Annotated in this window: 14 protein-coding genes; 4 read left to right on the plus strand and 10 right to left on the minus strand. The window is 66.7% G+C overall.

Going from position 1 to position 13,401, the window contains the following annotated elements:
• The gene (locus C664_RS00665) at nt 1-648 is read left to right on the plus strand and encodes a response regulator (RefSeq protein WP_004251354.1); all 648 of its coding nucleotides are present in this window, start codon (nt 1-3) and stop codon (nt 646-648) included.
• Between the two features lie 52 nt (nt 649-700).
• Here the strand turns inward: C664_RS00665 and pqqE are convergent, their stop codons facing one another.
• Genes pqqE through pqqA form a run of 5 tightly spaced genes read right to left on the minus strand, consistent with a single transcriptional unit; the run spans nt 701 to nt 4,056 of the window.
• Entirely contained in the window at nt 701-1,897 is a 1,197-nt protein-coding gene (gene pqqE / locus C664_RS00670) for a pyrroloquinoline quinone biosynthesis protein PqqE (protein WP_051019090.1), read from the minus strand.
• A 1-nt stretch (nt 1,898) separates the two neighbouring features.
• Nucleotides 1,899-2,180 carry a pyrroloquinoline quinone biosynthesis peptide chaperone PqqD gene (pqqD, locus tag C664_RS00675; protein ID WP_004251358.1) on the minus strand — a complete coding sequence of 94 codons (282 nt, stop codon included), beginning with the start codon at nt 2,178-2,180 and terminating at the stop codon, nt 1,899-1,901.
• A complete protein-coding gene (pqqC, locus tag C664_RS00680) occupies nt 2,177-3,016 on the minus strand; it encodes a pyrroloquinoline-quinone synthase PqqC (RefSeq protein ID WP_004251368.1) in 840 nt (279 codons plus the stop codon). The genes pqqD and pqqC overlap by 4 nt, the downstream gene beginning before the upstream one ends.
• Entirely contained in the window at nt 3,013-3,927 is a 915-nt protein-coding gene (pqqB, locus tag C664_RS00685) for a pyrroloquinoline quinone biosynthesis protein PqqB (protein ID WP_004251369.1), read from the minus strand. Before pqqB ends, pqqC begins: the two co-directional genes overlap by 4 nt.
• A gap of 54 nt (nt 3,928-3,981) precedes the next feature.
• A complete protein-coding gene (gene pqqA, locus C664_RS21125; RefSeq protein WP_106408400.1) occupies nt 3,982-4,056 on the minus strand; it encodes a pyrroloquinoline quinone precursor peptide PqqA in 75 nt (24 codons plus the stop codon).
• A 300-nt stretch (nt 4,057-4,356) separates the two neighbouring features.
• Between pqqA and pip the strand changes: the two genes are divergently transcribed.
• Together pip and C664_RS00695 are read left to right on the plus strand one after the other, a co-directional pair.
• Entirely contained in the window at nt 4,357-5,340 is a 984-nt protein-coding gene (gene pip, locus C664_RS00690) for a prolyl aminopeptidase (RefSeq protein ID WP_038010586.1), read from the plus strand.
• 84 nt (nt 5,341-5,424) lie between these two features.
• Nucleotides 5,425-7,545 (plus strand): TonB-dependent receptor family protein, encoded by a 2,121-nt coding sequence (locus C664_RS00695; RefSeq protein WP_004251374.1) that lies wholly within the window; start codon nt 5,425-5,427, stop codon nt 7,543-7,545.
• 31 nt (nt 7,546-7,576) lie between these two features.
• Here the strand turns inward: C664_RS00695 and radA are convergent, their stop codons facing one another.
• On the minus strand, nt 7,577-8,947 hold the full coding sequence (gene radA, locus C664_RS00700) for a DNA repair protein RadA (protein ID WP_004251375.1): 1,371 nt from the start codon (nt 8,945-8,947) through the stop codon (nt 7,577-7,579).
• Nucleotides 8,947-9,867, minus strand: a complete 921-nt coding sequence (locus C664_RS00705) for a LysR family transcriptional regulator (protein ID WP_082794249.1) — start codon at nt 9,865-9,867, stop codon at nt 8,947-8,949. Before C664_RS00705 ends, radA begins: the two co-directional genes overlap by 1 nt.
• Before the next feature lie 164 nt (nt 9,868-10,031).
• On the opposite strand from C664_RS00705, the gene lplT reads away from it, so the two are divergent.
• A complete protein-coding gene (gene lplT, locus C664_RS00710; protein WP_004251385.1) occupies nt 10,032-11,282 on the plus strand; it encodes a lysophospholipid transporter LplT in 1,251 nt (416 codons plus the stop codon).
• Nucleotides 11,283-11,299: 17 nt separating this feature from the next.
• Here the strand turns inward: lplT and C664_RS00715 are convergent, their stop codons facing one another.
• The 3 genes from C664_RS00715 to tsaB are packed head-to-tail and all read right to left on the minus strand — an operon-like array spanning nt 11,300 to nt 13,393.
• The gene (locus C664_RS00715; protein ID WP_038010489.1) at nt 11,300-12,244 is read right to left on the minus strand and encodes a uracil-DNA glycosylase; all 945 of its coding nucleotides are present in this window, start codon (nt 12,242-12,244) and stop codon (nt 11,300-11,302) included.
• 4 nt (nt 12,245-12,248) lie between these two features.
• Nucleotides 12,249-12,704 carry a ribosomal protein S18-alanine N-acetyltransferase gene (gene rimI / locus C664_RS00720; RefSeq protein ID WP_004251391.1) on the minus strand — a complete coding sequence of 152 codons (456 nt, stop codon included), beginning with the start codon at nt 12,702-12,704 and terminating at the stop codon, nt 12,249-12,251.
• Nucleotides 12,701-13,393, minus strand: coding sequence for a tRNA (adenosine(37)-N6)-threonylcarbamoyltransferase complex dimerization subunit type 1 TsaB (tsaB, locus tag C664_RS00725; protein WP_004251394.1), 693 nt, complete (start codon nt 13,391-13,393; stop codon nt 12,701-12,703). Before tsaB ends, rimI begins: the two co-directional genes overlap by 4 nt.
• Nucleotides 13,394-13,401 lie beyond the last annotated feature (8 nt).

The raw sequence follows: 13,401 nt of genomic DNA on the forward strand, positions 1-13,401 counted from the left end.
TTGGGTTCGACGCTGGACACGCTGCGCATCCTGCTGGCCGATGACCACGCCGTCGTGCGCATGGGATTCCGCCTGCTGCTCGAGGGAGCGGGCGCTCAGGTCGTGGGCGAGGCCGATAGCGGCGAGACCGCGGTGGCGCAATACCAGGCGCTGAGACCCGATGCGCTGGTGATGGACGTATCCATGCCGGGCATCGGCGGCATCACCGCGCTGGAACGCCTGCGGGCACATGCCCCGGAGGCGCGGGTGCTGATGCTGTCAGCCCACGAGGACGCCCAGATCCCGAGCCGTGCGCTCAAGGCCGGTGCCACCGGTTATCTGTCAAAGCGCGCCGAGCCGCAGGAGTTCATCCGTGCGGTCGGACTGGTGGCGCGTGGCAAGCGCTATCTCGATCCCGAGCTCGCGCCGCAACTGGCGCTCGCGCAACTGGGCGGCAATGCCGATCCGCTCGAGGCGCTGACCGAGAAGGAGTTCGCGGTCTTCATCCAGCTTGCTCAGGGCCGATCGGTGTCCGAAGTGGCAAGCAGCCACAACCTGAGCCCCAGCACGGTCGGCACCCACCTGTATCACATCAAGCAGAAGCTCAATGCCAGCAACGCCGCCGAACTGACGCTGATCGCGGTGCGGAGCGGGCTGATCGAAGTCTGATCACTGGGCAAAGCCGTCGCATGCCCGCGACAGTGTGGCTGATGCCGCGCCCTCATCGTGCCCGTGCCGCGTCCTGGTCCACCACGATCGGTTCGCCATGCAGCTTCGGTCGCCGGCGCGACTCCTCCGGCCCGCGGAACACCAACGGCCTCTCGCGCAGCAGCGGCTCACCGCGCTGGGCGCGGTCGACCGCTTCCAGCACCTTGTCGTGCGAGGGGGATTTGTCGCACACCGGATCGGCGGCGGCCGGATCGCCGGCGAGCATGAAGGCCTGGCAGCGGCATCCGCCCAGGTCCTTCTCCTTTTCCGGGCAGCTGCGGCAGGGCTCTTTCATCCAGCCGTCGCCACGGTAGCGGTTGAAGCCCTCGGAGTCGTACCAGATACCGCGTACGTCCATGTCGCGCACGTTCGGGAAGGCCAGCCCGGGCAGCATGCGCGCCGTGTGGCAGGGCAAGGCGGTGCCGTCGGGCGTGACGGTGAGGAACACGTTGCCCCAGCCGTTCATGCACTTCTTGGGTCGCGTCTCGTAGTAATCGGGCACGACGAAGAAGATGCGGATGCGGTCGCCGTAGCGCTGGCGGCGTTCGTTGGTGACCCGTTCGGCGCGCTCGATCTGCTCGCGCGAGGGCAGCAACTGGTCGCGGTTGAGCAGCGCCCAGGAGTAGTACTGGCTGTTGGCGAGCTCCAGGTACTCGGCATCCAGTTCCACCGCCATGTCGATGATGCGGTCGATGTAGTCGATGTTGAGGCGATGGATCACGCAGTTCATCACCATCGGCCAGCCGTGGTCCTTGATGATGGCAGCGACCTTCTGCTTGAGCTCGAAGGTACGGGTATGCGACAGGAAGTCGTTGAGTTCCTTCGTGGAGTCCTGGAAGGAGAGCTGGATGTGGTCCAGCCCCGCATCCTTCAGCGCCCTCGCCCGCGCATCGGAAAGACCGACGCCCGAGGTCAGCAGGTTCGTGTAGAAGCCGAGCCTGTGCGCCTCGGCCACCAGCTCCTCGAGGTCCTCGCGCAGCAGCGGTTCGCCGCCGGAGAAACCGCACTGAACGCTGCCGGCCGCCCTCGCCTCGCGCAGCACGCGCAGCCAGTCGGCGGTGGAAAGTTCATCCGGCGTATGGGCGAAATCGACCGGGTTGTAGCAGAACACGCAGTGCAGCGGGCAGCGGTAGGTGAGTTCGGCCAGCAGCCACAACGGCGGCCCCGGTTGCGTCGCGGACGATACGGGCGTTGCGTGCGCTGCGTTCATGTCAGGCCTCGATCCAGTGCTGCTGCCTTGCCATGCCGAGGAAAGCCTGCACGTCGGCCAGCAGACCGGTGGTGGCGAACGTGCGCTCGAGATCGGCGACGATGTCGAGCGTGCTGCGGGTGCCGTCGCAACGCTGCAGGATCTCGCCGGCGCTCTGGTTGAGCTTGACCATGCCTTCGGGGTAGAGCAGCACCCAGGCCTGCTGGGCATCCTCCCATTGCAGGCGGAACCTGCGCGAGATGCGCGGGTGGGCGTTGAGACTGAAGCCGGCGCTCTCGCTCATTGCGCCCTCGCCCTCAGTTCGCGCGGCCCGGCGATGTGCACCTCGCACTGGCTCAGCATGATCGCATCGGCCAGCGCCCACAGCACGTCGAGCTTGAACTGCAGGATGTCGAGCGCGCGTTGCTGCAGCGCACGGCTCTGGCTGAAGTAGTCGAGGGTGAAGCGCAGGCCGTGCTCGACGTCACGCCTTGCCTGGGTGAGGCGGTTCCGGAAGTACTGCAGGCCGGCGGTGTCGACCCACGGGTACTGCGTCGGCCAGGTGTCGATGCGCTGCTGGTGGATGTGCGGCGCGAAGAGTTCGGTCAGGCTGGATGCGACGGCTTCCTGCCACGGGCGCTGGCGGGCGAAGTTGATGTAGGCGTCGACCGCGAAGCGCGCGGCGGGGGCCACGTAGCGCAGCGAGGTGACGTCGTCGCGGGTAAGGCCCACGGCCTCGCCCAGCCGGATCCAGGCTTCGATGCCGCCGGGGTCTTGACCGCCTCCGCCATCACCCAACTGAGCATAGCCGTCGTGGTCGAGGATGCGCTGGATCCACTCGCGGCGGATCTCGCGGTCGCTGCAGTTCGACAGGATCGCGGCGTCCTTCACCGGGATGGCGATCTGGTAGTAGAAGCGGTTCGCGACCCATCCCTGCAACTGCGAGCGGGTGAGCTTGCCTTCGGCCATCATCACGTGGAAGGGATGGTAGATGTGGTAGCTCGTGCCCTTCTCGCGCAACAGGGCTTCGAATTCCTCCGCACTCCAGGGCGGCAGGTCGCTGGCGCCGGCCCCTCGGGCGGCGAGAAGTTCGGCGTGAGCGGCTTCGGGCGGTGCGGCGGTCTGCATGCGGGCGTTCACAGGGCGATCTCCATGCCGTCAAAAGCGACCTCGATGCCGCGGGCGATCAGCTCGGCGCGCTGCGGGCTGTCCTCGTCGAGGATAGGGTTGGTGTTGTTGATGTGGATCAGCACCTTGCGCGTTGCGCGCGGCAGGCGATCAAGCCATTCGAGCATGCCGCCCGGGCCGGATTGCGGCAGGTGGCCCATGGCGCGCGATGTCTTGGACGAGGCGCCGAGGCGGATCATCTCGTCGTCGGTCCACAAGGTGCCGTCGACGAGCACGCAGTCGGCCCGCTGCATGGCCGCCCACACATGGGGCTCCATTTCGCCCAGCCCCGGCGCGTAGAAAACCCGCTTTCCGCTCGCCGCGTCGAAGAGCGTGACGCCGATGTTGTCGCCAGGCTGTGGCTTGTCGCGGTGCGGCGAATACGGCGGCGCATTGCTGGTCAGCGACAAGGCCTCGAAGGCGAGGCCCGGCGCACCGTCGATGGAGAAGCGGTCGTTGAGCGGGAGCGCGCGCCAGTCGATGCCGGCGTAGTGCGCCAGCACGCCGAAGATGGGGTTGCCGACGGACAGGTCTTCGCGCACGCCGGGCGTGCACCACACCGGCCAGGGCGTGCGATGCTCGCGCAGCATGTAGAGGCCGGTGGTGTGATCGATCTGCGCGTCGATCAGCACGATCGCGGCGATCGCCGTATCGCGCAGCGCGCGTGCCGGCTGCAGCGCCGGGAAGTTGCGGATCTGCTGCAACACGTCGGGCGAGGCGTTGAACAGCACCCAGTTCTCACCGTCGCCGCTGGCGGCGATCGACGATTGCGTGCGCGCCGAAGCCCGGATGCGGCCCCTGCGGACACCGTCGCAGTTCGGGCAGTTGCAGTTCCACTGCGGAAAGCCGCCGCCGGCGGCAGAACCCAGTACGTGAATCCTCACGCGACCTCCGGTAAACGTGACTGGGCGGCTCCGAGGAGCCGCCCAGTCGGCCGATCAGCGGTTGGCGATGTACATCGTGATTTCAAAGCCGAAACGAAAATCGCAGGCGGCCGGGGTTTCCCATTTCATGATGTGTCTCCTGTCGGTGTTGGTCATCGTGGCGCTTTTGGGCAAGGCCACACGAGGGATCATGGGCGAGTTCTCATAGCCGGGCATCGTGAGGACGTGGAACCTGGCCTCATGATTTTCATGAGATGCGCGCTCGATGCCCTGCGACACGTGCCGAGCGCCTAAGATCGAGACATGAGCAAGCGTTCTGGTGCCCCAAGGGCTGACATTCGCGCAGGAAGCGCTTCTGCTTCTACTTGTGCCTCCGCCTCCGCCCCCGTTTCAGGGGCTGGCGTTGCCGGTGTAGAGACGGAGGCTGTTCTGTTTCCTCCGCTCGAGCCCTTCGACACGGGCATGCTCGAGGTGGGCGACGGGCATCGTCTTTATTACGAGCATTGCGGAAACCCCGACGGCCTGCCTGTGGTGTTCATGCATGGCGGCCCGGGCAGCGGCTGCAGCCCGCAGCACCGGCGGCTTCTCGACCCCGACCGCTTCCGTGCCGTGCTGTTCGACCAGCGCGGCTGCGGACGAAGCCAGCCACGGGGCGCGCTTGTGGCAAATACGACGCAACATCTGCTTGCCGACATCGAGTCCTTGCGCGCCCACCTTGGCATCGACCGCTGGCTGGTGATGGGCGGATCCTGGGGAAGCAGCCTTGGCGTCGCCTACTGTGCCGCGCACCCCGAGCGCTGCCTGGGTGCCCTGCTGCGTGGCATCTTCCTGACGGGGCGTGAGGACATCGACTGGTTCTTCCGCGGCGCCGGTGCGCTGGCGCCCGAAGCCTGGGCCACGCTGGCGGCAGGCGTCGAAGGGGTCTATGGGGTCGAGCCCGAACGGCTCGCCGCGCAGGTATTGAGCGCCGTCCACGCCGCGGATGCCGCCGTCGCGGCACGCGCGGTGCAGCACTGGATGGCCTGGGAGGCGGCACTGAGCGCGCCCGGTGTAGCGCCGCCGTCACTGCCGGCGATGGACGCCGAGGCCGTGCTCGCTGCCATCGACAAGTACCGTGTGCAGGCGCATTACCTCGCCCATGCCTGCTTCCTGGGTGAAGAAGCCGTGCTCGGAATGGCCGGCCAACTCGGGGCGATGCCCGTCTGCATCCTGCATGGCCGCCTCGACCTCGTGTGCCGGCCGGTCAACGCGTGGCGCCTGCACGAGGTGGCGGGTGGCAGCCGGCTGCTTTTCGTGGACGGCGCAGGCCACAGCCCCTTCGATGCACCGATGAGCCGTGCAATCATCGACGCCCTGCACGGATTCCACCTGCATGGCGACTTCCGCTGCATCGCCCCTCATGAAAATCGCTAGCACCGATTCCCGATGCAAAGGAGGCACGCCTGGGCCGTGCCGGTCGAGAATTGGAAAAAACCATCCATTCAGGGAGATCCCGCCATGTACCGTGCGCCCGCATTGAAACCGCTGTCCCGTCTTGTCGCCGCCGCCCTCCTGCCCTCGGGTCTGATGTGCATCGCCCCGGCCCTGGCACAGGACGCAACGGCAGTGACGCTCAGGCCGGTGGTCGTCACGGGCAGCCGGGTCGAGGCCGAGAGCTTCGACCTGCCCTACTCGGTCGACGTGGTCGACATGCGTGGCACGCAGGAAGGAAACCTGCGGGTGAATGCGTCGGAGGCGCTGAACGGCGTGCCGGGTCTGGTGATCCAGAACCGCCAGAACTACGCGCAGGATCTGCAGATCTCGGTGCGCGGATTTGGTGCGCGAGCGGCATTCGGCGTGCGCGGCGTGAAGCTCATCGCAGATGGTATTCCCGCGTCGAACCCGGATGGCCAGGGGCAGGCAGCCACCTTCAACCTCGACACCGCCGAACGCATCGAGGTCCTGCGCGGGCCTTTTTCAACCGTGTATGGCAATCATGCGGGGGGCGTCATCCAGCTGTTCTCGCGCGATGGAGAAGGCCCACCCAGGATCACCGGCGGCCTGACCGTGGGCTCCTGGGGCACGAAGCGTTTCGGTCTCGGGGCTGAAGGCGAGAAGAACGGCGTCGGCTTCGTGCTCGATGCCTCGCGTCTCGATACCGATGGCTACCGCGACCACAGCGAAGCGCGCCGCGACCAGGCCTTTGCCAAGATCACCCTGAAGCCTGACGAGGACAGCAAGCTGACCCTGGTGGGCAGCGGGCTGCGGCAGAAGGACACGGAAGACCCGCTGGGGGTGACCTGGGAGACCTACAAGCGCGACCCGCGCGCCGTCGAACAGGTTGCGCGCGACTTCAACACGCGCAAGAGCATCGATCACCTGCAGGGCGGCGTGACCTACGAGCGGCGCTTCGGTCAGGATCGGCTGCAGCTGAGCGCCTACTCGGGCACGCGCGGCGTGACACAGTACCAGTCCATTCCCACCGGGCCGCAGGCCGCGCCACGGCACGCCGGAGGCGTCGTCGACTTCGACCGCGACTTCTTCGGCGGCGGCGCGCGCTGGATCGCGGAGCGCGAACTCGGTGCGGGACGGCTGACCGTGACGGCGGGCATCGACTACGACGAGGCCGAGGATGCGCGCCGCGGCTACCAGAACTTCGTCGGTCCGACACTCGGCATCAAGGGCGCCCTCAGGCGCAACGAGACGGATACGGTGACGAGCACCGATCCCTACGTGCAGGCGCAATGGAAGCAGGACGCGTGGCTGTGGACCGCGGGGGTGCGTCACTCCAGGGTCCGGTTCAAGGTGGAGGACCGCTACATCGTCCCCGGCAACGGGAACGACAGCGGCTCGGTGTCCTACCGCGAGACGACGCCCGCCCTGGGGGTCGCCTACGCGCTGAGCCCGGCGGTAAACGTCTATGCGAGCTACGGCGAGGGTTTCGAGACGCCGACGCTGAACGAGCTCTCCTATGCCTCGCCGAGCACCGGCTTCAACTTCGATCTCCAGCCTTCGACCAGCAAGCAGGCGGAAATCGGCATCAAGGCGATCGTCGGCGATGCCACCCGCATGAACCTCGCCCTGTTTCAGATCGGCACCGATGACGAGATCGTCGTGGCGGAATCCTCGGGCGGACGCACCAGCTACACCAATGCGGGCCGGACCAAGCGCAAGGGGGTCGAGCTCTCGATGGAGTCCGAACTGCAGCCCGGACTGCATGCCCGGGGGGCGATCACCTGGCTGGATGCACGCTACGACGACGCCTTCGTGAGCCGCGGCACCACGGTGCCGTCGGGCAATCGCATCCCGGGCATTCCGGAAGTGAGCGTCTTCGGCGAGCTCGCATGGACCGTGCGCAGCGGACTGACTGCCGCTGCAGAGGCGATCTACCGCAGCAAGGTCGAGGTCAACGACCTGAATGACGCCAAGCCCGCACCGGCCTACACCCTGGTGAACCTGAGGTTGTCGGCCGAGCAGAAGTCCGGCCCGTGGACGTTCGCCCAGTTGCTGCGCGTCGACAACGTGTTCGACCGCGAGCACATCGGTTCGGTGATCGTCGGTGACGCACAGGGGCGCTACTACGAACCGGGTGCGGAGCGCAGCCTCTACGGCGGCCTGCGCGCGACCTACACGTTCTGATGCCGATGGAACACGGGGCGCAGGGTGCGCCCTATTCCAGCTCGCGCATCTTCTCCAGCGCTTCCTCGACGCGGTCGACGGCGATGACCTTGAGACCGTCGATCGCCTGCTTGGGCGCGTTGGCCTTGGGCACGATCGCGATGTCGAAGCCGAGCTTCGCTGCCTCCTTCAGGCGTTCCTGACCGCGCGGTGCGGGCCGGATCTCGCCCGCCAGGCCGACCTCGCCAAACACCGCGAGGCCGCGCCGCAGCGGTCGGTCGCGCAGCGAAGAAACGATCGCGAACAGGATGGCCAGGTCGGCCGCCGGTTCGGTGATCTTGACTCCGCCGACCGCATTCACGAATACGTCCTGGTCGAAGCACACCACCCCTGCATGGCGGTGCATGACCGCGAGCAGCATGGCCAGCCGCGTCGGCTCCAGGCCGACCGACAGCCGCCGCGGATTGGGGCTCTGCGAGGCATCGACCAGCGCCTGCACCTCCACCAGCAGCGGACGCGTGCCCTCCTGCGTGATCAGCACGCAGCTGCCCGCGACCTGCTGCGAATGCTGCGACAGGAAGATGGCTGACGGGTTGGAGACACCGCGCAGGCCGCGTTCGGTCATCGCGAACACGCCCAGTTCGTTGACCGCGCCGAAGCGGTTCTTGAACGCGCGGATCAGGCGGAAGCTCGAGTGCGTGTCGCCCTCGAAATACAGCACGGTGTCGACGATGTGTTCGAGCACGCGCGGGCCGGCCAGCGTGCCGTCCTTGGTGACGTGGCCGACCAGGATCAGGCTGGTGCCGCTCTGCTTGGCAAAGCGCGTGAGTTGCGCTGCACATTCGCGCACCTGGGCGACCGAACCCGGGGCCGACTGCAGGGCTTCGGAATACACCGTCTGGATCGAATCGATGACTGCGACGCGCGGCCTGGAGTCGCGCAGCGTGTGCAGGATGCGTTCGAGGTTGATCTCGGCGAGCATCTGCAGCTCGGACGGCGGAAGTTGCAGACGATGCGCGCGCAGCGCCACCTGTTCGCCGGACTCCTCGCCGCTGACGTAGACCACTTTGTGTGCGGCCGACAGGTTCGACAATGCCTGCAGCAGCAGGGTCGACTTGCCGATGCCCGGGTCGCCGCCGATCAGGACGACGCCGCCGGCGACGAGGCCGCCGCCGAGCACGCGGTCGAACTCGTCCAGACCGGTGGGCTGGCGCGGTTCCTCGCGTGGCTGCAGCGAGGACAGCGGCTGCAGCCGGCTGGTCTGTCCGGCCAGCGCGGCAAAGCGGCTCCCCGCGGAGGGGCCGCTCTCGACGATCGTTTCGCTAAGGGTGTTCCAGGCCTGGCATTGGGGACACTGCCCCTGCCAGCGCGGCACCTGCGCGCCGCATTCGCTGCAGACGAAGGCCGACTTCGCCTTCGCCATCAGCTCACGGTGTCCTTGTCCTGCGCCATGCGTGCGAACTCTTCGCAGACATAGTCGGCAAAGGCCGTGATCAGGCGCGAACGGAACTTGTCGCGCGGCACGATCACTTCGAGCGGCGTGTAGATGCGCGGTTCGAGACGGATCGCGGCGAGACGGCCCTCGGCCACATCGCGGCGTATCGCCCGCTCGGAGGCGATGGCAAAGCCCAGCCCGCCCGCGGCGAGTTGCTTGATCGTGGCCAGGCTGCCGACTTCGGCGCACAGGGTGATCTCGCTGCCAGCGATGCCTGCGGCTTCGAAGAACTCGTCTGCGATCTGGCGGATGCCGTTGCCCGGGTCGCGGTCGATGAAGGGATGGCCGACCAGGTCCTTTGCGGTCAGCTTGTCGTGCTTCGCCAGCGGATGGTCGGGCCTGCAGATGACCATCAGTTCGTCGCGCGCGGCGCTACGGCGCTCGATGGTGTGCTGCTCGGTGACGATTTCGATGAGGCCGATATCGAGGTCGCGCGCCGAGACGCTGTCCTCGGTGAGCTTCGAATTGCCCACCACGACGCGCGGCAGCACGCGCGGGTACTTGCGCTTGAAGCCTTCGAGGACCGCCGGCAGCCAGTAGGCGGCAATCGTGGTGCTGGTTCCGATCTTGATCTGGCCGGCGAGCTCGTCAGTCATCTCGGCGACGCGCGAATCGAGCTCCGCCGACAGGCCGAGGATGCGCTCGGCGTAGGCAAGCACCAGCTCACCCGCGGGGGTCAGCGTGATCTTGCCGTGGCCGCGATCCAGCAGGCGCGTGTCGAAGTGCTCCTCCAGCTGCTTGATCTGGAAGGTGACGGCCGGCTGCGTCATGTAGAGGTGCTCGGCCGCACGTGTGAAGGAGCCGTGCTTGGCCACGGCATGGAAAACCTGAAGTCTGCGATCAGCCATGGTGTAGATAAGTATGATTTATTGTGTGAATTAGATCATAAACCAGGGCGCCCTTGCACACCCCGGAAAACACGGTCTCCGTGCTGCGTGATTCGTGTCAGCGCACGCGTCAATACTTCATGTTATAAACCGCGCTCCCGACAAATTGTTGCCCGGTCCACACGATGCCGTTCGGCTTCTACATCATCATGGCGGCGCAGTTCTTTTCTGCGCTTGCGGACAACGCCTTGCTCATCGTTGCCATTGCCTTGTTGCGGGACATGGCAGCTCCGTCGGAATACGAGCCCCTGCTCAAGCTGTTCTTCACCGTTTCCTACGTGGCGCTGGCCGCCTTTGTCGGCGCGTTCGCCGACTCGATGCCGAAATGGCGCGTGATGCTGATCAGCAACACGATCAAGATCGGCGGCTGCCTGATGCTGTTCCTCGGCGCCCACCCGCTGTTCGCGTACGCCGTCATCGGCCTGGGCGCCGCGGCCTACTCGCCCGCCAAGTACGGCATCCTCACCGAGTACCTGCCACACCGCCTGCTCGTCGTCGCCAACGGCTGGATCGAGGGGCTGACGGTCGGCGCGATCATCATCGGCACGGTGATGGGGGGCTTCATGATCCGCGGTGACGTGGCGGGCTTCCTGATGGGCCTCGGTCTCCCGTTCGTGGAAACGCCGTTCGAGGCGGGCGTGCTGGTCATCGGTTCGCTCTACCTGATCGCTGCCGCCTTCAATCTCTACATTCCGGACACCGGCGTCGACCACAAGCCGCTGAAGAACAATCCGCTGTACCTCCTGCACGATTTCAACCACTGTCTGCGCCTGCTGTGGCGCGACAAGCTCGGCCAGATCTCGCTTGCAGTCACCACGCTGTTCTGGGGCGCCGGGGCCACCCTGCAGTTCATCGTGATCAAGTGGGCCGAGCACAATCTGGGCATGAGCCTGTCCCAGGCGTCGATGATGCAGGGCGTCGTCGCGGTCGGTGTTGCGGCCGGGTCGATCCTGGCTGCGCGCTATGTGACGCTGCGCAAGGCCGTGCGCGTGATTCCGCTCGGCATCGCGATGGGGGTCGGCGTGATCTCGATGATCTTCGTCACCAATACGACCGTCGCCATGGCGCTGATGGTCGTGGTTGGCGCGCTGGCGGGCTTCTTCGTGGTGCCGATGAACGCCCTGCTCCAGCACCGCGGGCACATCCTGATGGGCGCGGGTCACTCGATCGCGGTGCAGAACTTCAACGAAAACCTGTCGATCCTCGTGATGACCGGCACCTACGCCTTGCTGATCATGTTCGGTCTGTCGATCGACGTGGTGATCGTGCTGTTCGGACTCTTCGTCGCCGGCACGATGCTGATGGTCAAGCGTCGCCACGAGGCCAACCAGCGCGAGTTCGACAACGTCTCCCTGCTGGAAGACCGCGCTCACTGAACTGGGCCGCACGCGGCCTAGGATTTCTCCGCGTGCTCGGTCTGTCTCGCCATGAGCCGGCGGGCGAAGCAGAGGTCTGCCCACGCCTTGCCCTTGTCCTGCGGATTGCGCAACAGATAGGCCGGGTGGTAGGTAACGACCACCGGTATGCCGCTGTAGTCGAGGCTTCGTCCGCGTGCGGCACCGATGCTGACCTCGTTGTCGAGCAACGCGAGTGCCGCGGGACGCCCGAGCGCAACCAGCACCTTGGGCTGCACGAGCGCGATCTGACGTTCCAGGTAGGGCAGGCACGCGCCGATCTCGGCTGCGGCCGGGGTCCGGTTGTGCGGCGGGCGGCACTTCACCGCATTGGCGATATAGACATTCTCGCCTCGCTGCAGGCCGATCGCCGCCAGCATGTTGTCGAGCAACCTGCCGGCCTGGCCGACGAAGGGTTCGCCACGCTGGTCTTCCTCGCTGCCGGGGCCTTCGCCGACGAACATCCAGCTTGCCTGCCGGTCGCCCACCCCGGGGACTGCCTGCTTGCGGCGTTCGCACAGCACGCAAGCGTTACACGCCCGCACGTCGGCCTCGAGGGAGGTCCAGTCGAGCGTCGCGATTCGTGCCGAACGGGCAGGATCAGGCATCGCCACGACGCTGGCGGGTTGCGCCGGCCGCGGGCTGTCCTCAGCGAATGAACGGCTCCGCGAAGCTGTCGCAGGCGGTTGAACGGCACGGCGCGGCGGCGCAACGGGCTCGGCCACGGTCTTTGCTGCGACCGGTACGGCTGCGACCGAAGGGGCGCGCGGTGCAATGTCCGGCGCCATCGGCGCGGCGGACTCGGCTTGGATCGCGGCCGGATCGTCCGGCAAAGCGGGCGATTCTTCGTCGACGGCGGTGCGCAGCCGCCAGATCGGACCCAGGCCCATCTCGCGCAGAACGGCATCGCGCCGGGACGTTATCCTTGGGGCGGCACGGGCCATGGAATCAGAGCTCCCGCCGCATCACGATTGCGTCCTCACGCCCGCCGGGTGCGGGATAGTAGCCCTTGCGCCGGCCGATCTGCTCGAATCCCTGCGAGCGGTAAAGGGCAAGGCCGGCGAGGTTCGAGGGGCGTACCTCGAGGAAGAATTGCCCTGCCCCATTTCGCTTTGCGGTCAGCTGCAGCCATTCCAGCAAGGCCCTGCCGTATCCCTTTCCCTGCGCAGCGCGAGCGACGCTGATGTTGAGCAGATGGGCTTCATCCAGCACCTTCAGCACCACGGCGTAGCCGACGCGTTCCTTGTCGACCCGCATGAGCCAGGCGCCATGGCCCGCCGTCAGCGAGTCGGCGAAATTGCCCCGCGTCCATGGGAAGGGATGCAGATCCACCTCCTGTTGGTGGACCCAATCCAGGTCGTCCAGTGTCAGGGGAGAAAAATGGTGGGTGGCGCCTCCGCTCACGCGCGTCCTCCACGTGCGAGCCGCTCTGCCGTCGTCAGTGCGACCTTGTCGCGCACATAGAGCGGTGCGGCCTGTTCGGGCGGTCGCAGGAGGCCGCCGGCCGCCATGTGGGTAGCGAGCATCGCGACTTCATCCGCTCGCGCAACCAGATCGTCGTGGCAACCGTCGAGGGTCAGGGCCAGGCGGTGGCGCAGCGCATCGGGCCAAACGGCGAACGCGGACCCGACCGCGGTCCAGCGCCCTTCCGGCAGTTCGATGTTTTCGGGCGCATCGCAGCGCGGGGCGCCGCTGAGCCGGGGGACATCCTGTTCGTCGCGCACATAGGTCGCGTGATAGACCTCGCCCATGCGGGCGTCCGTGGCGACAAGAACTCGCGGTGAGGGAACCTGCAGGGCCAGCGCATCGAGGCTGCCCACAACGGCGACGCCCAGTCCGGCGCCAATGGCAAGCCCCTGCGCCACGCCGCAGGCAAGCCGGAGCCCGGTGAATGCACCGGGTCCCGCACCGAAGGCGACAGCATCGAGTTGGCTTGCGCTCATGCCGGCCTCGCTCAACAGGGCGGTAATGTCGCGCAGGACGGATTCGGAATGATTGGCAGCGCCGTCGATTCGGCGGCTGAGGATTGCACCGTCGACAAGCAGCGCAACGCTACCCTGCTCGCACGACGTTTCGATGGCCAGGATTTTCATGATCGCCG

It is taken from the genome of Thauera sp. 63 (genome assembly GCF_000310165.2).
Classification (GTDB): Bacteria; Pseudomonadota; Gammaproteobacteria; order Burkholderiales; family Rhodocyclaceae; genus Thauera; species Thauera humireducens.